Source organism: Lentzea sp. NPDC020367, from assembly GCF_044387305.1.
GTDB lineage: Bacteria > Actinomycetota > Actinomycetes > Mycobacteriales > Pseudonocardiaceae > Lentzea.
In genome coordinates this window covers 871,546-893,433 of sequence record NZ_JBIRVV010000001.1, presented here as the reverse complement: position 1 = coordinate 893,433, position 21,888 = coordinate 871,546, and the positions used below count along the sequence as shown (strand labels likewise).

18 protein-coding genes are annotated in these 21,888 nt (G+C 69.9%); 7 read left to right on the top strand and 11 right to left on the bottom strand.

Annotation, left to right across the window (positions count from 1 at the left end):
• Positions 1–67 precede the first annotated feature (67 nt).
• Positions 68–1,864 carry a rhodanese-like domain-containing protein gene (locus ACH413_RS03990; protein WP_360043011.1) on the top strand — a complete coding sequence of 599 codons (1,797 nt, stop codon included), beginning with the start codon at positions 68–70 and terminating at the stop codon, positions 1,862–1,864.
• A gap of 51 nt (positions 1,865–1,915) precedes the next feature.
• Here ACH413_RS03990 and ACH413_RS03985 read toward each other — a convergent pair whose 3' ends face one another.
• From ACH413_RS03985 to ACH413_RS03965, 5 genes are read right to left on the bottom strand one after another with little or no spacing between them, the layout of a single operon-like run.
• On the bottom strand, positions 1,916–2,959 hold the full coding sequence (locus ACH413_RS03985) for an LLM class flavin-dependent oxidoreductase (RefSeq protein ID WP_360043014.1): 1,044 nt from the start codon (positions 2,957–2,959) through the stop codon (positions 1,916–1,918).
• Positions 2,956–4,545 carry an ABC transporter ATP-binding protein gene (locus ACH413_RS03980; protein ID WP_360043017.1) on the bottom strand — a complete coding sequence of 530 codons (1,590 nt, stop codon included), beginning with the start codon at positions 4,543–4,545 and terminating at the stop codon, positions 2,956–2,958. Before ACH413_RS03980 ends, ACH413_RS03985 begins: the two co-directional genes overlap by 4 nt.
• The gene (locus ACH413_RS03975; RefSeq protein WP_360043020.1) at positions 4,524–5,336 is read right to left on the bottom strand and encodes an ABC transporter permease; all 813 of its coding nucleotides are present in this window, start codon (positions 5,334–5,336) and stop codon (positions 4,524–4,526) included. Before ACH413_RS03975 ends, ACH413_RS03980 begins: the two co-directional genes overlap by 22 nt.
• Positions 5,333–6,289: an ABC transporter permease gene (locus tag ACH413_RS03970; RefSeq protein ID WP_360043023.1), complete on the bottom strand. Its 957-nt coding sequence runs from the start codon at positions 6,287–6,289 to the stop codon at positions 5,333–5,335. The genes ACH413_RS03975 and ACH413_RS03970 overlap by 4 nt, the downstream gene beginning before the upstream one ends.
• Positions 6,286–7,914, bottom strand: a complete 1,629-nt coding sequence (locus ACH413_RS03965) for an ABC transporter substrate-binding protein (RefSeq protein WP_360043026.1) — start codon at positions 7,912–7,914, stop codon at positions 6,286–6,288. The genes ACH413_RS03970 and ACH413_RS03965 overlap by 4 nt, the downstream gene beginning before the upstream one ends.
• Before the next feature lie 110 nt (positions 7,915–8,024).
• Here ACH413_RS03965 and ACH413_RS03960 point away from each other — a divergent pair, with 110 nt between their 5' ends.
• Entirely contained in the window at positions 8,025–10,202 is a 2,178-nt protein-coding gene (locus ACH413_RS03960; protein WP_360043029.1) for a molybdopterin-dependent oxidoreductase, read from the top strand.
• Here ACH413_RS03960 and ACH413_RS03955 read toward each other — a convergent pair.
• The 3 genes from ACH413_RS03955 to ACH413_RS03945 all read right to left on the bottom strand — a co-directional run bounded on the left by ACH413_RS03955 (position 10,178) and on the right by ACH413_RS03945 (position 13,477).
• Positions 10,178–11,317, bottom strand: a complete 1,140-nt coding sequence (locus ACH413_RS03955; protein ID WP_360043032.1) for an acyl-CoA dehydrogenase family protein — start codon at positions 11,315–11,317, stop codon at positions 10,178–10,180. The genes ACH413_RS03960 and ACH413_RS03955 overlap by 25 nt on opposite strands.
• On the bottom strand, positions 11,314–12,528 hold the full coding sequence (locus ACH413_RS03950; RefSeq protein WP_360043035.1) for an LLM class flavin-dependent oxidoreductase: 1,215 nt from the start codon (positions 12,526–12,528) through the stop codon (positions 11,314–11,316). The genes ACH413_RS03955 and ACH413_RS03950 overlap by 4 nt, the downstream gene beginning before the upstream one ends.
• 79 nt (positions 12,529–12,607) lie before the next feature.
• Entirely contained in the window at positions 12,608–13,477 is an 870-nt protein-coding gene (locus ACH413_RS03945; RefSeq protein ID WP_360043037.1) for a LysR family transcriptional regulator, read from the bottom strand.
• Positions 13,478–13,633: 156 nt separating this feature from the next.
• On the opposite strand from ACH413_RS03945, the gene ACH413_RS03940 reads away from it, so the two are divergent.
• Together ACH413_RS03940 and ACH413_RS03935 are read left to right on the top strand one after the other, a co-directional pair.
• Positions 13,634–14,326 (top strand): alpha/beta hydrolase, encoded by a 693-nt coding sequence (locus ACH413_RS03940; protein WP_360043040.1) that lies wholly within the window; start codon positions 13,634–13,636, stop codon positions 14,324–14,326.
• On the top strand, positions 14,326–15,645 hold the full coding sequence (locus ACH413_RS03935; RefSeq protein ID WP_360043043.1) for an FAD-binding oxidoreductase: 1,320 nt from the start codon (positions 14,326–14,328) through the stop codon (positions 15,643–15,645). Before ACH413_RS03940 ends, ACH413_RS03935 begins: the two co-directional genes overlap by 1 nt.
• Here ACH413_RS03935 and ACH413_RS03930 read toward each other — a convergent pair.
• The 3 genes from ACH413_RS03930 to ACH413_RS03920 form a co-directional block, all read right to left on the bottom strand.
• Entirely contained in the window at positions 15,623–16,576 is a 954-nt protein-coding gene (locus tag ACH413_RS03930; RefSeq protein ID WP_360043046.1) for a TIGR03564 family F420-dependent LLM class oxidoreductase, read from the bottom strand. The two genes, ACH413_RS03935 and ACH413_RS03930, sit on opposite strands and share 23 nt — an antisense overlap.
• A gap of 9 nt (positions 16,577–16,585) precedes the next feature.
• Positions 16,586–17,557 carry a LysR substrate-binding domain-containing protein gene (locus tag ACH413_RS03925; RefSeq protein WP_360043049.1) on the bottom strand — a complete coding sequence of 324 codons (972 nt, stop codon included), beginning with the start codon at positions 17,555–17,557 and terminating at the stop codon, positions 16,586–16,588.
• Positions 17,558–17,968: 411 nt separating this feature from the next.
• Positions 17,969–18,886, bottom strand: coding sequence for a TauD/TfdA family dioxygenase (locus tag ACH413_RS03920; protein WP_360030382.1), 918 nt, complete (start codon positions 18,884–18,886; stop codon positions 17,969–17,971).
• A gap of 328 nt (positions 18,887–19,214) precedes the next feature.
• Between ACH413_RS03920 and ACH413_RS03915 the strand changes: the two genes are divergently transcribed.
• From ACH413_RS03915 to ACH413_RS03905, 3 genes are read left to right on the top strand one after another with little or no spacing between them, the layout of a single operon-like run.
• On the top strand, positions 19,215–20,219 hold the full coding sequence (locus tag ACH413_RS03915) for an ABC transporter substrate-binding protein (protein ID WP_360030348.1): 1,005 nt from the start codon (positions 19,215–19,217) through the stop codon (positions 20,217–20,219).
• Positions 20,216–21,037 carry an ABC transporter ATP-binding protein gene (locus tag ACH413_RS03910; protein ID WP_360030346.1) on the top strand — a complete coding sequence of 274 codons (822 nt, stop codon included), beginning with the start codon at positions 20,216–20,218 and terminating at the stop codon, positions 21,035–21,037. Before ACH413_RS03915 ends, ACH413_RS03910 begins: the two co-directional genes overlap by 4 nt.
• The gene (locus ACH413_RS03905) at positions 21,034–21,879 is read left to right on the top strand and encodes an ABC transporter permease (RefSeq protein ID WP_360030344.1); all 846 of its coding nucleotides are present in this window, start codon (positions 21,034–21,036) and stop codon (positions 21,877–21,879) included. The genes ACH413_RS03910 and ACH413_RS03905 overlap by 4 nt, the downstream gene beginning before the upstream one ends.
• Positions 21,880–21,888 lie beyond the last annotated feature (9 nt).

Sequence of the window (21,888 nt, the reverse complement as noted above, 5' to 3'; positions counted from 1 at the left end):
CTTCCCTGCGCAGGGAAAGAACATCTGACCGTCCACAGTGCACTGTCGGACCGCCTGGGAGAACCGCATGACGAGATACGTGATCATCGGCGGTGGCGCGGTCGGCGCCACCGCGGCCGCGGAGCTGCACGAGGCCGGGCGCCAGGTGATCCTGGTCGCCCGAGGCTCCAACCTCGACGCGCTGCGCACCGGTGGCCTGCGGTACGTCCGGCCCGGCGGTGTGTCGGAGATCCGTCTCGCCGTGGTCGGCGGGCCGGACGAGGTCGAGCTCCAGCCGGACGACGTGCTGGTCGTCGCCACGAAGTCCCAGGACACCGAGGAAGTGGTGCGGGCGTGGGCGTGGCGTCCGGTCGGCACGAGCACGGCGGCCGCGGCACTGCCGATCGTGCTGCTGCAGAACGGCCTGGAGAACGAACGGATCGCGTTGCGCAGGTTCGCGACGGTGTTCGGCGCGGTCGTGTGGATCCCGGCCAGCCACCTCTCCCCCGGTGAGGTCGTGTCCCCTGCTGAACCCGCCGCGGGCGCGTTCTGGCTCGGCGCCTACCCCAGCGGCACGCATCCGAGGCTGACGGAGATCGCCGAGGACCTCGCGGACGCGCGCTTCCACACCGAGGTCGTCGACGACATCCAGCGCTGGAAGGCCGCCAAGCTGATCGGCAACACCGGCAACGCACTCGACGCGCTCTACCGCCCCAGCGCCCTGCGCAGCGCCGCCCTGCGCCTCACCCGGCAGGAGGCCGCGCTCGTGCTCGGCGCCCCCGCCCTCGTTCCCGACCGGATCAGGGAGGTCGTGGTCATCCGTCCCATCCCCGGCCACGACCGCAGCGGTTCGTCGACCTGGCAAAGCCTTCAGCGCGGCGGCGCACCGGAAACCGACTACCTCAACGGCGAAGTGTCCCTGCGGGCAAGGCTTTCCGGCCAGACCGCGCCCTACAACGCCGCGCTGGCCGAACGCGTGCAGCGCGCGGTCGCCGAGGGCGTCGAACCGGGCAGCCTCGACGACGCCGACCTGGCCGCGACCCTGCCCGGCCTCACCCGGCGGGCCGTCCTCACCGAACCCGCCGAGCTGCACCGCCTGATCCAGGACGGCCAAGCGCCGGTGCTCCTGGACGTGCGCTGGGCGTTGGGCGACGCGAAGGGCCACGACCACTACCGCGCCGGCCACATCCCGGGCGCCGTCTACGTGGACCTGGACACCCAGCTCGCGAACCACGACGCGCCCGCTACGGCAGGCCGGCACCCGTTGCCGGACATCGCGGACCTGCAGGAAGCGGCCCGGAGCTGGGGTGTCACCGAGCACCGGCCGGTCGTGGTCTACGACGACAACGGCGGCACCTCGGCCGCGCGGGCCTGGTGGTTGCTGCGCTGGGCGGGCCTGAGCGACGTGCGCATCCTGGACGGCGCGTGGAAGGCCTGGCAGGCAGAGGGGTTCGAGATCGCGGTGGGCGACGAGACCGCGGAACCGGGCGACGTCGAGCTGTCCGCCGGAAACCTGCCCACCCTGACCGCCGACGAGGCAGCGGTGCTCGCCGACAAGGGCGTGCTGCTGGACGCACGGGCGGCAGAGCGGTATCGCGGCGAGGTGGAGCCGATCGACCCTCGCGCCGGGCACATCCCCGGTGCGCGATCCGCACCGACGGCGGCCAACCTGAAGGACGGCGCTTTCCTTTCCACCGAAGAACTTCAGGCCAAGTTCGCGGACCTGGACGGGTCGGACGTCGGGGTCTACTGCGGTTCCGGCGTGACGGCGGCGCACGAGATCGCGGCCCTCGCGATCGCCGGAGTGGATGCCGCGCTGTTCCCCGGCTCGTGGTCGGCGTGGTCGTCGGACCCGGAGAGGCCTGTCGCGACCGGCGCACAGTGACGGGAAGGGGTGGACGTCGAGTCGACGTCCACCCCTTCCTTTCGTGCCGGATCAAGCAGCAGGCGTCCAGCCCAACGCGGGTGCCAGCGTCACCGCGAGATCCGTGAGCAGCCGGACGTTGTCCGTCAGGCCGAACGCCGGCGGCAGGAACAGCACCACCTCGTCGGCCACGGCAAGCCCGAGATCGGCCAGCACGGCCTCCGTCACCTCGTCCGGCGAACCGTGGAACACCGGGCTGATGCGCATCCCGGCGGGCAGATCGGCCGAGACGACCGGCACCAGCGCACCTCGAGGCCGGGACGCGGCCATCCCCTCGGTGCGGCGCTGGAGGTCGTAGTCGGCATACCTCGCACGGAGTTCCGGCGTGGTGCCCGGCAGGATCGAGGCGGCGACGGCCACCGGAGGCGGTGTGGTGCCGTGCTTCTCGCGCCACGTGGTGCGGTAGGCGTCGATGATGCGCGCCTGGTACTCGCCGAACGTCTCCCCTTCGGCCAGGTCGTGCAGCACGGTGCCGGTGATCAGGCCGATGCCGAGTTCCGCCGCCCGCACCGCGGAACCGAGACTGGCGGCGCCCTGCCGCACGCGGGAGAGCAGTCCGGGGCTGTGCGGTGTCACCCTCAGCTCGGTGCCCACCGGTGCGCCCTGGCCCGGCCCGTCCACGACGTGCAGCGGTGAGCCGCCGACCGCCGCCAGGAAGCGTTCCTGGCGGCGTTGTGCCTCGGTTCGGGCGTCCGTCCCGACGGTGCCGAAGACCGCGTCGAACGCCGCCGTGGCACCGGTGGCGACGGCCAGTTCCAGCCGTTGTCCCACCAGCAGGTCCGTGGTGCCCGCGGCCTCCGCCAGCAGGATCGGGTCCTGGTAGCGCATCGGCAGCACGGCGGTGCCCAGGCGGATGTGCCGGGTGTGCTGGCCGACGGCGGCGAGGAACGGCAGCGGTGACGACAGGTAGTGGTCGAAGTGGCGCTGGTAGACCCAGCCGGACTGGTAGCCCAGCCGTTCCGCGGCCCGGAACAGCGCCAGCCCGTCCTGCAGACCGCGTTCGGGGCCGCTGTCGTCGTCGAACGACACCCGCGTGTTGAAGCCCAGGCGCGTCATCGGAGTCCTTTCACACCAGCGGGAAGCGACTCGACGAGGGTGCGCGTGTAGGCCTCGCGCGGGGAGTCGAGGACGGTCTTGACGGGGCCGCTCTCCACGATCCGGCCGCGGTGCATGACCGAGACCGTGTGCGCGAACTGGCGGACGAGGGCCAGGTCGTGCGAGACGAACACGTAGGTCAGCCCGAGCTCGGCCTGCAACGTCAGCAGCACCTCGACGATCCCCGCCTGCACGCTCACGTCCAGCGCCGAGGTCGGCTCGTCGAGCACGATCACGTCCGGCCGCAGGACGAGCGCACGGGCGATCGCGACACGCTGCCGTTGCCCGCCGGACAGCGCGGAAGGCTTGCGGGACACCAGGTCCGGGCTCAGGCCGACCGCCTCCACCGCCTCGCGCACCCGATCGGCGCGCTCGGCCCGCGTGCCGATGCGGTAGCGGTCGAGCGACTCCCCGACCAGCCTGGCGACCGTCCACGTGGGATCGAGCGAGGTGAACGGGTTCTGGTAGACCAGTTGCAGGTGGCGGCGGATCGACCGGAGGTCTCCGTGCGAACGGCCGGTCACGTCCTCGCCGGCGACCGTGATGGCGCCGCTGTCGGGCACTTCGAGTCCGAGCAACAGGCGGATCGTGGTCGTCTTGCCGGAGCCGGACTCGCCGACCAGCGCGTGGGTCTCCCCCGCGCTCACCGCGAACGACACGTCGTCGACGGCGGTCAACCGGGCCCCTTCGACGACGAACGACTTCGTCACGCCGCTGACCTCGATCTTCGGCACCTCGCCGGGCAACGTGCGGAGGTGTTCGTAGCGATCGGGGTTCAGCGCGGGCACGTCGGCGTGCAACTGCTCGGCGTAGGCCGACGAGGGCGCGCTGAACACCGTGCCCGTGTCGCCGGCCTCCTGGACGACGCCGTCCTTCAGCACCACCAGCGAGTCGGCGCGTTCGGCGGCGATCGCGAGGTCGTGGGTGATCAGCAGGAGGCTGATGTCCAGCTCCTCGCGCAGCCGTGACAACAGGTCCAGGATGCGCTTCTGGATGGTCACGTCCAGCGCCGAGGTCGGCTCGTCGGCCACGATCAACGCGGGCCGCGGCAACACGGTCAGTCCGATGAGGACTCGTTGCAGCATGCCACCGGACAACTGGTGCGGGTACGAGTCGTACACCCGGCGCGGATCGTCCAGCCCGACCTGGGCGAACGTGTCCAGCACCAGTTCCCTGCGCCCGGTCTCGGCGACCAGCGCGGCCGCCTCCAGGGCCTGCGAACCGATCGTGCGCACGGGATTCAGCGCGTGGCCGGGATCCTGCGGCACGAACCCGATCGCCCGCCCGCGCAACGGCCGGAACCGCCGCTCGGGCAACGACAACACGTCCTGGCCCTCGAACTCGACCACACCGCTCGCCCGGCCCGAGCGCGGCAGCAGGCGCAGCACGGAACGGGCGATGGTCGACTTGCCCGAGCCCGACTCGCCGATCAGCGCGAGGCTTTCCCCGCGCCGCATCGAGAAGCTGACGTTCGACACCACCTCGTGGTGCCCGTAGGCGACGGACAGGTCCGAGACGCGCAGGGTCAGTCGGTCTTGCGTAGCCATCGGCTGATCCTGTTCACGGAGAGGACTGTCGTGATCATGACGAGGGCCGGGGCGTAGACCAGCCACGGCGACAACGGGTAGTCCTTGCCGACCGAGATCAGCAGGCCCCAGTCCGACGCGGGCGGCGGGTCGCCGTAGCCGAGGAACGCGAGTCCCGCGATGAGCAGGATCGAGTACCCGAACTGCAGCACCGCGAGCGACAGCAGCGAACGCGAGGCGTTGGGCAGGACGTGCCGCACGAGGATGTGCCACTGCGCCCCGCCCTGCAGGTAGGAGGCCTCGACGAACACCGCGCGGCGGGTCTTGAGCACCTCCGACCGCATCACCCTGGCGAAGATGCCGACCGCCGACACCCCGGTGGCGATCGCGGCGTTGGTCGTCTCGAAGCCGAGCGCGCTGACGACGATCACCGCGAGCAGGAACTCCGGGATCGCCAGCAGCACGTCCACGAACCGCGCCAGCACCGTGTCCGTCCAGCCGCCGAGGAACCCGGCGAGCAGCCCCATCAGGCCACCGACCAGGACGGCGATGGTCACGGCGATCAACGCGCTGCTGACCGACGACGCGGTGCCGTGCACCACCCGTGCGAACAGGTCACGGCCGAGGTGGTCGGTGCCGAACCAGTGCGTCAGGCTCGGTGCCTGGAACTTGTCGGCGGGCACTCCCAGCGCGGGGTTCTGGGTCGTGAACAGGCCGGGCACCAACGACCACAGCAGCACGACCGCGACGACCCCGAACGACAGCCCCGCGCTGAGCGGAACCCTGGTCGCGGGCCTGGTGAGCGTGGTCATGCGGACACCTCCTCGGTCAGCCGGACCCGCGGGTCGAGCAGCGGGTAGACCAGGTCGGCCGCGAGGTTGACGACGACGAACACCACGGCGGCCAGCGCCACCACCGCCTGCAGCACCGGAAGGTCCTGCGTGGTCACCGACCGCTCGACCAGGCTGCCGATGCCGGTGCGCCCGAAGATCTTCTCGGTGATCACCGCACCGCCCAGCAGTTCGCCGACGGTCAGCGCGATCACCGTCACCACCGGCAGCGACGACGGCTTGAGCAGGTGGCGGAAGAACAACCGGGTCTGACCGAGTCCGCGGGACCGAGCGACAGCCGCGTACTCCTGCCCTGCCTCGTGGTCGAGGTTCGCGATCAGCACCTCCGCGACCCGTGCGGACACCGGAATCCCGAGCGCGATGGACGCGAACAGCGTCGCGAACCCGCCCTCGGAGTCGATCACCCGGAACAGGCCGAACTGGAACGCGAACACGTTGATCAGCAGCAGTCCGATCACGTAGTTCGGCACCGACAGGAACAACGACGGGAACGCGCGCAGCAGGTTCTGCCCGTAGCGCGAGGGCAGGTACCGCGTGCCCAAGGCGACGGCGAACGCCAGCAGCACCGCGACGAGAAGTGCCGACAGCGCGAGGACGATCGTCGACGGCAGGACCTCGCCGATCAGCCTCGACACCGGCAACCCCGACCGCAGCGAGATGCCCAGGTCGCCGACGAGGAAGCGGGACAACGACTCCCACAGCTGCACGTACACCGGCCGGTCGAGCCCGTAGTAGGCGACGATCCGGGAGATCTCCTCCTCGGAGAAGCCGTTCTGCGGGTTGCGCAACGTGTTCGTCACCGGGTCGCCGGGCAGCACGCTGATCACGATGAACGTGAACACGTAGGCCAGCAGGATCACGACCGCCGCCTGCACGACCCGCCGCAGCGCGAAGGCCAGGTAGGCGCGGTTCATGACGTCAGCGAGGCGGTGTAGTAGTTGGCGTACGCGATGCCGTTGTACGTCACGCCCTTGAGCTTCGGCGACTGCAGGTAGATGCGCTGCACGATCTGCGTCAGCGGCACGTAGTAGCCCTGCTGCAACACGTATCCCTGCAGTTCGTCGAGGATCTTGGCGCGTGCCTCGACGTTCTCCGACCGCGCGACACCGGTCGCGAGCTCGACCAGCTTGGCGTCGCTCTGCCCGAGCCCGAACCAGTTCTCGCCCTTGTTCGCGTCGGTCAGCACGCCGGCCACCGTGCCCGCGTCGATGAAGCTGCGGGTGATCTCGTAGGCGGCGATGTTCGGGTTGTTGATTTTCACGCGCTCGCCGTAGGTGACGACGTCGAACGACTGGATGCCGACCTTGAAGCCGAGCTTGCCGAGCTGCTGCGCGACCAGTTCGTCGATCGACTTGGAGGCGGCCAGGTACGGGTTGGAGTACAGCGTCAGCGCGAGCTGCTTGCCGTCCTTGGCACGCACGCCGTCCGCGCCCTTGACCCAGCCCGCCTCGTCGAGCAGCGCGTTCGACTTGGCCGCGTCGAACGCGAAGTCCGCGCTGCGGTCCGTGGCACCGGGGACGTTGCTCTGGAACAACGACTTCGCGGGCAGCCAGTCCTCGGTGTAGACGGTCGAGATGATCTCGGCGCGGTCGATGCCGTGCTGGAACGCCTGGCGCACCTCGAGGTCGTCGAACGGCGCGGCCTTGGTGTTCACCGCGTAGCCGTTGACGAACCCGAGGTAGCGCGGGGTGGCGGTGGTGAAACCCTGGTCCTTGAAGGACTTCAGCTCCTGCGGCGACGGGTTGTAGGCGACGTCGGCCTGTCCCGACTGGACCGCGGACGTGCGCACCGACGGTTCCGCGACGAGCTTGTAGGTGATCGAGTCGAGCTCGGCCGGTCCCTGCTTGCCCAATGCCGCCGGCGCCCAGTTGTAGTCAGGGCGCTTCTTCAGCACGACGCTGTCGCCCTCCTTCCAGGAGGCGACGGTGAACGGCCCGCTGCCGATGTCGTTGGACAGGTCGGCCTGCTGGGCCGCCGGAAGCGCGATGGTCTTGGGCGAGACCAGGATCGAGCCGTGGTAGCCAAGGGTCGGGATGAATCCGAGCGTCGGTGCCTTGAAGAACACCTTCACCGTTTTGGCGTCCACGGCCTCGGAACGCTCGTAGGTCTTGGGGAACAGGCCGATCGGGTTGATGCCGCGCGCCGGGTCGCCCTTGGACCAGATGTCGAGGTTCGCCACGACCGCGGCGGCGTCGAGCGGTGTCTTGTCGGAGAACGTCACGCCGTCCCTGAGGTGCAGCGTGAACTCGGTGGCGGTGGGGTTCTGGTCCCACTTCTCCGCGATCCACGGGCTGACGGCGCCCTTGTCGTCGACGTAGACGAGCTTGTCGGTGACGTGGCCCCAGATGTGGCCCTGGAAGCTGGAAATGGCGCTGTTGTTGGGAATCCAGGTGTCACCGAGCGAGTCGATGAGGAACGTGATGTCGCCGCCCTGCCTGGGCTCCCCACCGCTTTGGGCACCCACGCCGGCGCCGCACGCGGTGAGGGCGAGCACGGTGGCGAGGCCGACGATCGTCCGGAACGCGTGAGGGAATTTCATGCGAAGACCGTAGAAGCGCGGACAGGAATGGGTCCAAGACGAAATGGGGATCGGAACTCATCACGGAGTCTTATCTCTTATCGCGTTGCCCACGCGGATAATCTCGTTCCGTGGAGACCAGCGCACACTGGGGCACCTACTGGGTCGAGACCGACGGCGGGGAGGTCAGTTCGGCGCGTTCTGCGGAACCGGACGCCGCACCGGCGATCGGCAACGTCGTGAGCGGAAACCGGCACCGGTCCCGGATCGCACGGCCGGCCGTGCGCCGGGGCGACGAGTTCGTCGAAGTCTCCTGGGACGCCGCCCTCGACCTCGTGGCGGGCGAACTCGATCGCGTGCGGTCGGAGTTCGGCAACCAGGCGATCTTCGGCGGCTCGTACGGCTGGGGCAGCGCGGGACGGTTGCACCACGCGCAGAGCCAGCTGCACCGGTTCCTCAACAGGATCGGCGGCTACACGCGTTCGATCAACGACTACAGCCGCGGCGCCAGCCAGGTGCTGCTGCCGCACCTGATCGGCGCGCGGGAAACGCTCGACATGCGGCACAAACCCACGTCCTGGGCGGACATCGCCGACCACACCGATCTGCTGGTCAGCTTCGGCGGCGTGCGGCGGTCGAACACCTGGGTCGCGCCGGGCGGGCACGCGCGGCACACCAGTTCCGAACGCATCCGCGCCGTCGGGCGCACCACGCGGGTCGTGTCCCTGTCCGCGCAACGGGACGACGCGTTCGCCGATCTCGGCGCCGAGTGGATCGGGGTGATGCCGGCCACCGACACCGCCGTGATGCTCGCGTTGATCCACGTCCTGATCGTCGACGGCCTCGCGGACGACGAGTTCCTGGCGACGCACACCGTCGGGGCCGAACAGGTGCGCCGGTACGTCCTGGGCGAGGTCGACGGGGTGCCCAAGACCCCGGAGTGGGCCGCGGAGATCAGCCGGGCGCCCGCGGGTGTGATTCGCGCGCTCGCCCACCGGATGGCGGCGGGCCGGACCCTGATCAACGTGGTCTACGCCTTGCAGCGCGGGGAGAACGGCGAGCAACCGGTGTTCGCGGGCCTCACGCTGGCGGCGTTCCTCGGGCAGATCGGGTTGCCCGGCGGTGGTTTCGCGCACGGGTTCGGGTCGATGGGCGACTACGGCGTGGGCGTCGCCGGACCGGGCCTGCCTACGTTCCCCCAGGGCGTGAACCCCGTGCCCGACTTCATCCCGTGCGCCCGGATCAGCGACATGCTGCTGCACCCCGGCGAGAAGGTCCCGTACAACGGCCGGACCTTGACCTATCCGGACGTCAAGCTCGCGTACTGGGCGGGCGGCAACCCGTTCCACCACCACCAGGACCTGCGCCGGCTGCGCACCGCACTGTCCCGTTTGGACACGTTCGTGGTGCACGAGACGCACTGGACGCCGACCGCCAAGCACGCCGACATCGTCCTGCCGGTCGCGACCACACTGGAACGCGACGACATCGCGGCCGGCGCGGGTGACAGCAGGCTGCGGGCGATGCCCCGCGTGGTGGCACCGTTCGGAGAGTCCCGCGAGGAGTTCTGGATCTACACCGAACTGGCGTCCCGGCTCGGCGTGGACTTCGCCGAGGGTCTCGACTCCTCGCAGTGGCTGGAGCGGATCTACGAGGAGTGGCGCACCGAGGAGGCTCCCCCGTTCGCGGAGTTCTGGCGCGACGGAGGGCTGGACCTGCCCCAGGAGCCGTACCGCGACGCGGTTTTCACCGCGTTCCGCGCCGGTTCGCCCCTGGGCACTCCCAGCGGCCGGCTCGAGCTCGACTCCGCTGTGGCGGGCCACGCCCGGTGGCGCGAGCCCACGCAGTGGTGGGGTTCGCCGCTCGCCGAGGAGTTCGACCTGCACCTGCTGTGCAACCAGCCGACCCACCGGTTGCACAGCCAGCTGGACATGGGTGACGCGAGCCAGTCGACCAAGGTCGCCGGCCGCGAACCCATCAGGCTCCACCCCGAGGACGCGGCACGGCGCGGACTGTCCACAGGGGACGTTGTACTGGTCCGCAGCGCGCAGGGCAGCCTGCTGGCCGGGGTGGTCATCTCGGACGTCCTGCTGCCCGGTGTGGCGCAGATGCACACCGGGGCGTGGTTCGACCCCAGCGCGCCCGAGGTCGCCGACTGCGTCAACGGCAACGTCAACGTGCTGACCAGGGACGTCGCCACCTCGCCGTTGACGCAGGCGACCAGCGGAGCGCACGTGCTGGTCGCCGTCACCCGGTACGACGGCCCGGTACCGCCCGTCCGGGCCTACGATCCGCCGAGCACGCGCTGACCGGCGGCGATGAGCGCGGCGTCCTCCTGCGGTGGGTGAACCCGCACGCACAGAACGTCGCGCAGGTGCCGTTCCAGGGAGTTCCGTCGCGACAACCCGGGGTTGCCCAGTGCCGCGACGGCCGTCTGCACCGCCGAGACCACGGACCGCGCGATCCCGACCTTGATCACCGACAGCTGCGGGTGCACCGACTCGTCGCCCGCCTCGATGCGCAGCAAAGCGCCGTGCAGCAACGTTTCCGCCTGCGCGATCTGCAGGTCGATCTCGCCGGCGACCGCCTGGATGCGTTCGGTCGTGGCGATCGGCCTGCCCAGCCCTGCCGGGACGCGGTTGCGCGCGAAGTCCGCGAACGCGCTGCGGGCCGCCCGAGCCACACCGATGTACAGCGCGGGATGCCCGAAGCTGCCCGGTCCCGCGACGGCCGCCGGGTCGCGGTAGGCGCCGTCGGCACCACGCGGGATCTCGACGAACGCCTCGTGCGGCAGCTCCACGCCCTCGTAGATCACGTCGTGGGTGTTCGAGGCCCGCAGGCCCAGGTGGTCCCACGTGTCGACCCAGGTGATGCCGGGCAGGTCCCCCGGCACGATCACGTGGCCCACCCGCGGTTCGGGATCGTCGGTGACGACCCACACCTGGTGGTAGGCCAGCGCCGAAGCACCCGTGGCGTAGGCCTTGTGGCCGTTGAGGACCCAGCCCCGCCCGGATCGGCTGATCTTGGTCTTCGGCAGGCCGCCACGGGCAGGCGCGCCCAGTTCGGGTTCGGCCCTGATGGCGTTGATCGGTGCCGGGCCTTCCGCGGAACGCCGCAGCACGTCGTCGTAGAACGCCTGCGGCCAGTGGGAGTGCGCGGCCTGGGCCGAGTGCGCCATCAGCGTGTTCGCCACGATCAGCGCCACCGACGGGTCGCCCTCGCCGAGCGCGGTGAGGATGCGCGCCACCTCCCGCGGCCCGGCTCCGGCGCCACCGAACCGCGTTCCCACGGTCGCGGTGAACAACCCCGCGCGATGGACGACCTCCAGGCCCTTCACCGGGATCGCGCCGCTCTGGTCGTACTCGGCCGCGGTCTCGGCCAGTTCCGCCGTGACCGCGGCGAGGTCCGTGACCGTGGTCGTCATGCCTGGCCCGCGAAACGCCGGTAGTCCTCGGTGTAGCCGCCGAGGTGGTCGGCCTGCAGGGTGCCGCGGGTGCCGGTGGCCTCCCGGTGCGCGAGTTCCTGACGCACCAGCGGAAGCACGTGCTTGCCGTAGTCGACGGCGTCGGCGAGCGTGTCGTAACCGCGGATGCTGACCAGGTCCGCGCCGCGATCGACGTAGTCCAGGATCGCCGCGGCCACCGTCTCGGGCGAGCCGACCAACGCGGTCGAGGCACCGGCCGCGTTCGTCACGGCCGCCGTCCGAGTCCACAGTGCACGGTCGTAGAGCTCGCCCTTCTCGGCGAACGACAACGCCCGCTGCGAGCCGACGTTCTGCGGTGAGCCCTTCGGGATGAAACTCTGCTTGCCGTAGGCGGCCTTGCCGAACGTGTCGGCGATCTTCGCGACGTACTCGTGGGCCTTCTGCCAGGCCAGTTCGTCGGTCCTGGCGATGATCGGCCGGAACGTGACCCAGATGCGCGGCAACGTCGTACGGCCGGCGGCGCGGGCGATCGCGTGCACCCGGTCGATCTCGCCGCGCAGGTCGTCGAGCGGCTCGCCCCAGAAGCTGAAGATGTCGGCCTTCTCGCCGCCCACCTGGAACGCCTCGTCGGACTGGCCGCCGATGGAGATCGGGATCGGCGCCTCGTACGGCGCGAAACCGGGCCCGAAGTCGTCGAACTTGTAGAACTCACCCTCGTGGCTGAACGGTCCTGGCTCGGTCCAGGCCCGGCGCAGCAGGTCGATGTACTCCGAGGTGCGCGCGTACCGGCGGTCCTTCGGCAGGTAGTCGCCCTGCCTCGCCTGCTCGGCGTCGCTGCCGCCGGAGATCAGGTGGACGACCGCGCGGCCCTCGGTCAGCTGGTCGAGGGTGGCGAGCTTCTGCGCACCCACCAACGGGAACGTCGTGTTGGGCCGCAAGGCGACGATGGGCCGGATCCGCTCGGTGAGCTGGCCGACCGCCGACGCCACGACGAACGAGTCGGCGGAGGCGGCGCCGTACGGGAGCAACGTGTAGTCGTAGCCGCCCTCTTCGAGCGAGCGGACGTACTGGCGGAAGTACTTGAGGTCGATGCCCCTGCTCGGGATGGGGTTCAGCTCAGTCGACGGGTTCAGGTGCGACAGGCTGATGAACTCCACCTTCGGCGAGGCGGTCTCGGGGATCTTCGCGTCGAAGACGGGTGCGCTGGTCACGGTTCCGACCGTAGGGCGGGCTCAGCGGACGCGTCCAAGACAAGTACGCGAACCAATTCCATAGTCACGCCTTATCGACTCACGCTCCCCGCACCAGTTGCAGGTGCGGGCGTTGCGTGAAGAAGTCGGTGCCCGCCGACAAGGCGGTCTGCTCTATGTCGGCGGCGAGACCGCGCCGGGCGACCATCCGCAGGTGGGTCGTACCGGCGTCGGGCAGGTCGGTGTGGACGGCCAGTTCGGACGACCGGCCGCCGGCACTCGGCAGCAACGCGATGCCCAGCCCTGCGCGCACTCCGGCCAGCACCCCTTCCAGCGTCGTGGACTGGGCGACGACCTCGACGCGGTGACCGACGGCCGCCAGCACCGACAACGCCCGTTCCCGCAGGCCGCAGGGCTCTTCGAACGCCACGAGCGGCAGCGTCGCGCCCGGCGTCCAGCCGCGCGAGGCGTACCAGACGAGCGGTAGCTGCCCGACGAGGTGCCCGGCGCCCTGACCGCTCGGGTCCAGCACGAACGCGAAGTCGACCGTGCCCTTGCCGACCGCGTCGGTGAGCTGCGTGGACCTGCCGATCTCGAACCGCGTGGCGACGCCGGGGAAGGCCGCCTGCAGCGCCTTGATCATCTCCGGCAGGATCTGCTCGGCGCTGTGCTCGGTGGAGCCGACCACGATCGTCTGGTCGCGCTCGGCGTCGAGCCGCAGCAGTGACGCGTCGTGGACCTCGATGATGCGCCGCGCCTCGGCGAGCACGCGCTCGCCCTCGTGGGTGAAGCGCATGTTGCGGCCGTCGCGTTCGAACAGCTTGCGCTTGAGCCCTCGTTCGAGCAGCCGGACGTGCTGGCTGAGCGCGGGCTGGCTGATGTGGCGGACGGCGGCGGCCTTGCTGAACCCGCCGCACTCGGCGATCGCGATCAGCGTCCGCAGGTGTTCGAGGTCGAGCGAGTTCGTCATGGCTCGATTAGAGCCGATGAACCCGGTTTCCGAGACGGGCGACCGGCATGTGAGAACGTACCCGCGAACCCCTTGCCAATTCATCAGTTGTCCGCATGGGTAGTCATCGAGAAAGTCTCTTGGACGCCGGATGTGTCTGGCCACGATGGTTTCCGGGTGACCATCACCTCCAGCACCGGCGCTTGGGACGAGCCCTCCGGTCTCGCCGCGCGCGGCACAGTCGTCGTTCTCACCGGCCGCGGCGAGACGGCGGCGACCTACCAGCGTTTCGGGCGGCGGCTGGCGGCCGACGCCTACCGGGTGCGGGTGGTCGAGACCGATCTCGACGACCTGGCAACGACCCGCAAGCAGGTCGCGGCCCTGCTGAGCGACAGCGACCTGCCCGCTCCGCACGTGCTGGCGGGCGCGGACACCGGCGCGTCCTACGCCACCCGGCTCGCCTCGGACCTGTCCGGTGTGGACGGTGTGGTCCTGGCCGGGGTGGCCGCGCCGGAGAGCACCGCGGTCACCGGCTGGGTCGACGAGCTCGACGCCCGTTCGGCGTGCCCCACGCACCGGCGCGCCCTCACGGAGGACGAGGACTTCACCCGCGGCGCGCTGGCCAAGCCCGTCCCGGCCGGCTGGGAGATCACCGCTCCGGGCGTGCCCACGCTCGTGGTGCACGGCGACAGCGATCCCGTCACTCCCCTCGCCCTGCTCGAACCGTTGCGCGACCTGCGTTTCCGGACGGTCGTCGGCGGCCGGCACGACGTCCTGAACGACGTGTCGCACCGGTCCGTCGCCGCGACCGTGGTGTTGTTCCTGGAGAGCCTGAAGCTCGGCGGCGACCTGCCGGACATCGTGGTGTGATGGGCTTCCTCGATGAACTGGGCGCCTCGGTTCCGGACTCGCTAGCGACCGACCGCTCCGGAACCATCCCCGGCGGTCTGCCGCTGGCCGTCGTACGCGCGTCCACTGTGGACGACGTCCGGCGGACACTCCGCCTGGCGCACCGGCACGGCGTTCCCGTCGTGCCCCGGGGTGCGGGCACCGGACTGGCCGGCGGCGCGGTGGCCGGGCCCGGCGAGGTCGTGCTGGACCTCAGCGGGCTCTCCCGGATCGTCGAGATCGACCCGGTCGACGAGATCGCGGTCGTCGAACCCGGCGTGATCACCGCCGAGCTGGACCGGGCCGCCGGAGCGTTCGGCCTGCGCTACGCCCCGGACCCGGCGAGCGCCGAGATCTCGACGATCGGCGGGAACATCGCGACGAACGCGGGCGGGATGCGGTGCGTCAAGCACGGCGTCACCAGAGACTCCGTGCTGGGCCTCGACGTCGTGCTCGCGGACGGCCGCCTGATCAGCACCGGCCGCCGCACCGTCAAGGGTGTGGCGGGCCTGGACCTCACCGCCCTGTTCGTGGGTTCGGAGGGAACGCTGGGCGTGGTCGTCGGCGCGACCCTCCGCCTACGACCGTTGCCAGCACTCACACTCACCGCCGCGGCCGCCTTCGACAGCGTGGTCGCGGCGGCAGCGGCGTGCAGCGCGCTGGCACGGGCGCGTCGCGAACCCAGCCTGCTCGAACTGCTGGACGGCGCCACCCTGAACGTCATCGACCGGGCCCAGGGCACCGACTTCGCCGAACGCGGCCAGGCGCTGGTGATCGCCCAGGCCGACGGACCCGCCGCCGAGTCGGAGATCGCCGCGATCGCCGACGTCCTCGGCAAGGAGGCGACGTGGACGGAACGGGCGGTGGACTCCGAGTCGTCGGACCGGCTGCTGTTCGCCCGCCGCATGGCTCTGCCGTCGATCGAGCGGTTCGGGCGCGCCCTGATCGAGGACATCTGCGTTCCTCGCTCCCGGCTGGCCGACGCGTTCCAGGGCGTCCAACGCATCGCACAAGCCCACAGCGTGAACATCTACTCCTTCGCCCACGCCGGTGACGGCAACGTTCACCCGATCATCTCGTACGACGACTCCACGCCCCCGCAAGCCGTCCGGCAGGCCGGTGACGACGTCTTCGCCCTGGCACTGGACCTCGGCGGCACCGTCACCGGCGAGCACGGCGTCGGTCTGCTGAAACGGGACTGGCTGGCCCGCGAGGCGGGCCAGGACGTCCTGGACGTGCAGCACTCGATCAAGGCGGCGCTGGATCCGCGCGGAATCCTCAACCCGGCGAAGGGCTTCTGACGGCCTTCGCGAGTTCTCCCGCCAGCCGCCGAGTCCGGCTCTGAGTGTCAGCGTCAAGATCGTGGTGCGCGGTGAGGACGACCTCGGTGGCCCCGGCCTCGACGTACTCCCGCACCCCCTTGGCAACGTGGTCCTCGTCGCCGATCAGGGCGAGGTCGACGGGGTTCTCGGTGTCGTTGAGCTCCAGAACCCTCCGATACGACTCGAACTGCGTGTAGAAGGAAAGCCCGTCGGCCATCGTGCGGCGGGCCTGCTCCTCGGTGGTGACGGCGGCCGGCACGAGGGCGACGATGCGCGGCGCGGGCCTGCCGGCGGCTTCAGCGGCGGCCGTGATGGCGGGAATGATGTGCTCCGCCAACGCCTTCGGCCCCGCCAGGTAAGGCACAGTTCCGTCCGCCAGCTCGCCCGTGACGCGCAAGGCCTTGGGAGCCATGGCAGCGACCAGGAGCGGCGTACGCCGCGCACCGGGAACGTGCGTCGGCAGAAGCGAGCGGGCGGTGATCAGCTCACCTTCGTGCTCGACCGTCTCGCCGCGCAGCAACGGCCCCAGCACGCTCAGGAACTCGCGCAACCGGGCCACGGGCCGTTCCCAGGGCAGCCCGAACGCCTGCTCGACGATCGGGGGCGCTCCCAGCGCCACGGCGAGGTGGAACCGGCCACCGGTGGCCGCCTGCGCGGTCTGGGCCTGGCTCGACACCAGCAACGGGTGACGAGCGAAGACCGGCACCGCGGACACCCCGACGTCAACGCCCGGCACCCGCGTGCCGACGATCCCGGCCAGGCCGATCGCGTCGTAGTCGAGCCGCTGCCCCATCCAGACCGAGTCCACGCCGTACCCGGCGGCTTCGCGGGCTTCGGCCACCGCGGCCTCCACCAGGTCGTCCCCGGCCGAGCCCGCCAAGGTCACGCCGAACCGTGTTGTGATCGCCATGCCGCAATCTCACTCGGCGAAGGCCTCCACGGGTGCCGATGATGCCCGCCCACCCGCTTTCCGATGCCTCTTGAGCATCAAGAGGTTCAGCCGCTTGCCCGTGTCGGGGCAATGCACAGCCGTCACGGCGAGAAAGGCGTCCAACGGCGGCGACTCGTCCGCGGTGCGAAACGCCATCGTGAGGTCAGGCAGCCGCAACGGCGGCTCCACCTCCACCATCACGGTCTCCGCCCGCGCAAGCCGCCGCGCACTGGAAGGCAACAGCCCGACCCCCATCCCACACGCGGCAAGCCCAATCACGGTGTGCACATCCCGAGCATGCGTAACCCCACCAGCCACCCCAAGCAACGGCTGCAACACCCGAACCGCCGCAGGCTCATCGCCGGCAGACGCGGCGATGAGTGCCTGCCCACGCAACTGCTCCACCGCCACCGCGGGCCGGCTGGCGAACGGGTGCGCACGATGACACGCGACAATGAGGTGATCACCGGCCACGGGCACCGCAGTGAGCCTCTCCGCACCATCACCGGTAGGCGCACCACGACTGATCGCCAGATCGATGTCGCCCGCGAGCAGCGCAGCACCGCTCTGCGCGGTGGAGAGCTCACGACACTCCAGGTGCACACCAGGATGCGCAGACCGGAAGCGCGCCAGCAACGACGGCAACAGCTCGATCAACGCCTCGCCCACGAACCCGAGCCGCAACGAACCAGTCTGCCCACGCGCAGCCCGTTGCGCCTCGGTAGCCCCGGCAGCAACCTCGTCCAGCACGCGCCGCGCGTGCACGACGTAAACCTCGCCCGCCGCCGTCAACACGGCCCCACGCGCCGTCCGCTCGAACAACGCCGTGCCCAGTTCCCGCTCCACCGCCCCGACCTGCCGCGACAGCGAAGGCTGGGTCATGCCGAGCGCCTGGGCCGCACGCCGGAAATGCCGGTGCTCGGCCACCGCCACCACGTATCGCAGTTGCCTCAGTTCCACAGCCCAAGCCTGCCACGCCGATGCCTCCCAAGCATCGCCCGCGGTGCCACCAGACGCCCAACAACGCAAGGCAACCACGTACGAAGCCTGGCGGCGCAATGCCGAAGGCGAGCCGTGTGAACCTCTGCCGCCTGGGTAGCGGTGCACCCCGCTCATGGCGATTGGGGCTTGACCTTGAGGGGCTGGGTGCCACCCTGTCTGGGCTCGGCCGGGGCGCTCTTCACCCCGGTCTTTGAGGCCGACTACGCGCCCAGCTAGAGGCTCAAGGTCAAGCCCCAATCGCAACCCCGCACTTCGTCACTACCCGCGCGCCCACCCTCGCAAGGTGACCTCTCGCACGGGACGCGACCAACCCCGCTGGAACGCGACAAACGCCCGCAAGCCGACCCGCACGCAACCCGCACCGAACACTCAAAGCGACGAAAAGTGCGCAGCATCCCCCACAACCGTCGTGCTGGCGACCCCGTCAACACTCACCGGCACATCCCCGGCGATCGTGATCCGATGCAACCGACGCCGAAGGTCGTCGTAGTCAGCAACCCCGTAATGCTGGGTGGCCCGGTTGTCCCACACAGCGACATCCCCATCGACCCACTGCCACCGCACGGTGTTCTCCAACCGAACAACCCGCTCCTGCAACAACTCGAACAAAACCTGCGACTCCCGCGGAGAAACCCCGACGATCCGCTTCACGAAGTGCCCCAGCAACAACGCCCGTTCCCCGGTCTCCGGATGCACTCGAACCACCGGATGCTCGGTCTCGTACCGCTGAGACACGAACTCCTCACGGTAGGCCTGCTCCTTGACGTCGACTCCCCCGATCCGGGTCGAGTCAGCATGCCCCGCGTAGTCGTAGACGTTGGTGTGCACGGCCCACAACCGATCCACCAGCGCCTTCAACGCCTCAGGCAGCTCCAAGTACGCACGCGCGGTGTTGGCCCACACCGTGCTCCCACCATAGGGAGGCAGTTCGACAGCGCGCAGAATGCTGATCGCGGGCACCCGATCGACGAACGTTACGTCAGTGTGCCAGCTGTTGGCCTTCCCGTGCTCGGAGTCGATGGCGAGAACGTTGCTGTGCTCCTGCCCTGCCACCGTCGGGTGGGCCAGGGTGGGCGAGCCCAGCAACCGCGCGAAATCCAGCTGCCCGGCGTCGTCCAGATGCCCCTGGTCGCGGAAGAACACGACCTTGTTGGCCAGCAACGCCTCCCTGATCTCGGCGACAGCGTCCGCCGGCACGTCGCCGCCGAGCCGGACGCCGTCGATCCGCGCACCGATGCCCGCGCCGAGTTTGTGCACGGTGACAGTGCTCGAAAGCTGTGCGGTCATCGCGAATCCTCTCCTGGAACGGCGAACCTCCCTTCCACCGTGCTGAGTTCCGCGCGGCCGGCGCAACTTTGCGACGAAGTAAATTAAGTCTTCCCAGCAGCTGGAATCCGCGCACCGCCAGAGTTTCTTCCAGCGTGAAAAATAGGTCACCACGTCCACCCCGGCGCCATGATGTGGGACGGTCGTTCCGGCCGTTGACCCGGCCGGATCCGGATGTGACGCTCCATCCCGTGAGCGCCGGTCGCTGAAACCACCTCACTCATTCCACTCAGGACAGATCGTCCTGCTATTTCGGCGTGCCCGTTTCCCCTTCAGCAAAGGACCTGCCGTGACCACCACGCGACGGAACTTCCTCGGCCTCACCCTCTTCGGCCTGACCGCCGCGACCGTCGGCTGTTCGACCGCGTCCGGCGCGGGCGCGGAGACCAGGACGCTGCGCTACCAGGGTTCGGCGGGTGACGTGACGCTGCCGGAACTGGCCGCGGACCTCGGTCACCTGAACGACCTGAAACTGGAGTGGGTCGGCAACACGATCAGCGGCCCGCAGGACATCCAGTCCGCCGCCACCGGGCAGGTGGACTTCGGCGGCGCCTTCAACGGCGCCGTCGTCAAGCTCAGGGCCGCCGGGGCGCCGATCAGGTCGGTGATCGGCTACTACGGCTCGGACGAGCAGGCCTACAGCGGCTTCTACGTGCTCGACGACAGCCCGGTCAGGACGGCGCGCGACCTGCTCGGCAAGAAGGTCGGGATGAACACCCTCGGCGCGCACCACGAGGCCATGCTCGGCATCTACCTCAAACGCGCGGGACTGAGCCAGGACGAGGTCAAGAAGGTCGAGCCCATCGTGGTGCCGCCGGTGAACACCGAGCAGTCGGTGCGGCAGAAGCAGATCGAGGTCGGCGTGCTCGGCGGCATCCTGCGGGACAAGGCGCTGGCGAAGGGCGGAGTGCGCAAGCTGTTCTCCGACTTCGACCTTCTCGGCCCGTTCACCGCCGGCAGCTACGTCTTCACCGAGAAGTTCCTGCGGGACAACCCCGGCACGGTGCGGACGTTCGTCAGCGGTGTCGCCAAGGCGATCGAGTGGAGCCGCACCACGCCGCGCGAGCAGGTGGTGGCGCGCAAGGTCGAGATCCTCGCCAAGCGCGGCCGCAACGAGGACCCGGCTGCGCTGCAGTTCTGGAAGTCCACCGGGGTCGCGGAGAAGGGCGGCAAGATTCTCGACAAGGAGTTCTCCATCTGGGTCGACTGGCTCGCCGAACGCGGCGAGATCGCCAAGGACCAGGTCAAGCTCACCGACCTGTTCACCAACGAGTACAACGAGCTCGCCGGATGAGCCCGCACATCGAGTTCCGCGCCGTCACCAAGCGGTTCGACGTCAAGGTCCGCGGCTCCCGCCAGCACACCGAGTTCACCGCCGTGGAGGGCATCGACCTCGACGTCGAGCGGGGCGAGTTCGTCGTGCTGGTCGGCCCGAGCGGCTGCGGCAAGTCCACGCTGCTCGACCTGCTCGGCGGCCTCACCGCACCGACCGAGGGCGAGATCCTGCTGGACGGCAAGCGGGTCACCGGGCCGGGGCTCGATCGCGGCATCGTGTTCCAGCAGTACGCGCTGCTGCCGTGGCGGACCGCGCAGGGCAACGTCGAGTTCGGGCTGGAGGCGACCGGCGTCCCCCGCCGGCAACGCGCCGACCGGGCCCGCGAGTTCCTCGACCTGGTCGGGCTGACCGGGTTCGAGGACCGGCACCCGCACCAACTCTCCGGCGGCATGCGGCAGCGCGTCGCGATCGCCCGCAGCCTCGCCTACGACCCGCAGGTGCTGCTGATGGACGAGCCGTTCGCCGCGCTGGACGCGCAGACCAGGGAGTCGTTGCAGGACGAGCTGCTGCGCATCTGGCAGCGCACCGGCAAGACCGTCGTCTTCATCACGCACTCCATCGACGAAGCCGTCTACCTCGGGCAGCGCGTGGTCGTGCTGACGTCACGGCCGGGCAGGGTCAAGGAGACCGTGCCGATCGACCTCGGCGACCGGACTCGGCAGGCCGATCTGCGTTCCAGCAGCGAGTTCGCCCGCTACCGGCACCGCATCTGGGACCTGCTGCACGACGAGGTGTCCCGTGCTCAGCTTCAGGAGAAGGAGGTGGTGGGCGCATGACCGCACTGCTGGAGACCCCGCCGCGGACCGACCCCCGCCTGCCCGCACCGAGTCCGCAGAGGACCATCTCGCGGTTGACGGACGCGCTGCTGACCGTCGTGGGCAAGAGCGCGGCGATCGTCGTGCTGCTCCTGGTCTGGGAGGTCGCGCCGCGGCTCGGGCTGGTGGACGCCACGTTCCTGCCGCCGTTCTCGACCGTCATGGCGGCGTGGTGGGATCTCGCGGTCAACGGGCAACTGCTGGAGAACACGCGGGCGAGTCTGGTGAGGTCGTTGTCCGGCTTCGGTCTCGCGGTCGCGGCCGCCGTGCCGCTCGGCCTGCTGATCGGCTGGTACAAGCCGGTGGCGACGCTGCTCGGACCACTCCTCGAGGTCTTCCGCAACACCGCCGCGCTCGCGTTGCTGCCGGTGTTCGTGCTGCTGCTGGGCATCGGGGAGACGTCGAAGATCGCGATCGTGTTCTACGCCTGCGCCTGGCCGATCCTGCTCAACACGATCAGTGCCGTGCGCGTGGTCGACCCGACGCTGCTGCGGCTCGCGAGGTCGATGGACCTCTCCGGATTCCGGTTGTTCCAGAAGGTGATCCTGCCCGCCGCGGTGCCGACGGTGTTCACCGGCATCCGGCTGGCGGGCGCCGTGTCGATCCTGGTGCTGGTGGCCGCGGAGATGGTCGGCGCCAAGGCCGGTCTCGGCTACCTGATCAACGCCTCGCAGTTCAACTTCGCGATCCCGCAGATGTACGCGGGGATCATCACGATCTCCGCCATCGGTGTGCTGTTCAACCAGGTGCTGGTCGGCCTGGAGCGCCGCTTCACCTCGTGGCGCGTCCCCGTCGGAGCATGAGGAGGCGTC

Excerpts from the sequence above, each read along its gene's own strand:
- ACH413_RS03905 (WP_360030344.1), top strand. The coding sequence starts at position 21,034 with ATGACCGCACTGCTGGAGACCCCGCCGCGGACCGACCCCCGCCTGCCC.
- ACH413_RS03910 (WP_360030346.1), top strand. The coding sequence starts at position 20,216 with ATGAGCCCGCACATCGAGTTCCGCGCCGTCACCAAGCGGTTCGACGTC.
- ACH413_RS03945 (WP_360043037.1), bottom strand. The coding sequence starts at position 13,477 with ATGACGAACTCGCTCGACCTCGAACACCTGCGGACGCTGATCGCGATC.
- ACH413_RS03980 (WP_360043017.1), bottom strand. The coding sequence starts at position 4,545 with ATGGCTACGCAAGACCGACTGACCCTGCGCGTCTCGGACCTGTCCGTC.
- ACH413_RS03935 (WP_360043043.1), top strand. The coding sequence starts at position 14,326 with ATGGGCTTCCTCGATGAACTGGGCGCCTCGGTTCCGGACTCGCTAGCG.
- ACH413_RS03920 (WP_360030382.1), bottom strand. The coding sequence starts at position 18,886 with ATGACCGCACAGCTTTCGAGCACTGTCACCGTGCACAAACTCGGCGCG.
- ACH413_RS03930 (WP_360043046.1), bottom strand. The coding sequence starts at position 16,576 with ATGGCGATCACAACACGGTTCGGCGTGACCTTGGCGGGCTCGGCCGGG.
- ACH413_RS03990 (WP_360043011.1), top strand. The coding sequence starts at position 68 with ATGACGAGATACGTGATCATCGGCGGTGGCGCGGTCGGCGCCACCGCG.
- ACH413_RS03975 (WP_360043020.1), bottom strand. The coding sequence starts at position 5,336 with ATGACCACGCTCACCAGGCCCGCGACCAGGGTTCCGCTCAGCGCGGGG.
- ACH413_RS03985 (WP_360043014.1), bottom strand. The coding sequence starts at position 2,959 with ATGACGCGCCTGGGCTTCAACACGCGGGTGTCGTTCGACGACGACAGC.
- ACH413_RS03955 (WP_360043032.1), bottom strand. The coding sequence starts at position 11,317 with ATGACGACCACGGTCACGGACCTCGCCGCGGTCACGGCGGAACTGGCC.
- ACH413_RS03970 (WP_360043023.1), bottom strand. The coding sequence starts at position 6,289 with ATGAACCGCGCCTACCTGGCCTTCGCGCTGCGGCGGGTCGTGCAGGCG.
- ACH413_RS03965 (WP_360043026.1), bottom strand. The coding sequence starts at position 7,914 with ATGAAATTCCCTCACGCGTTCCGGACGATCGTCGGCCTCGCCACCGTG.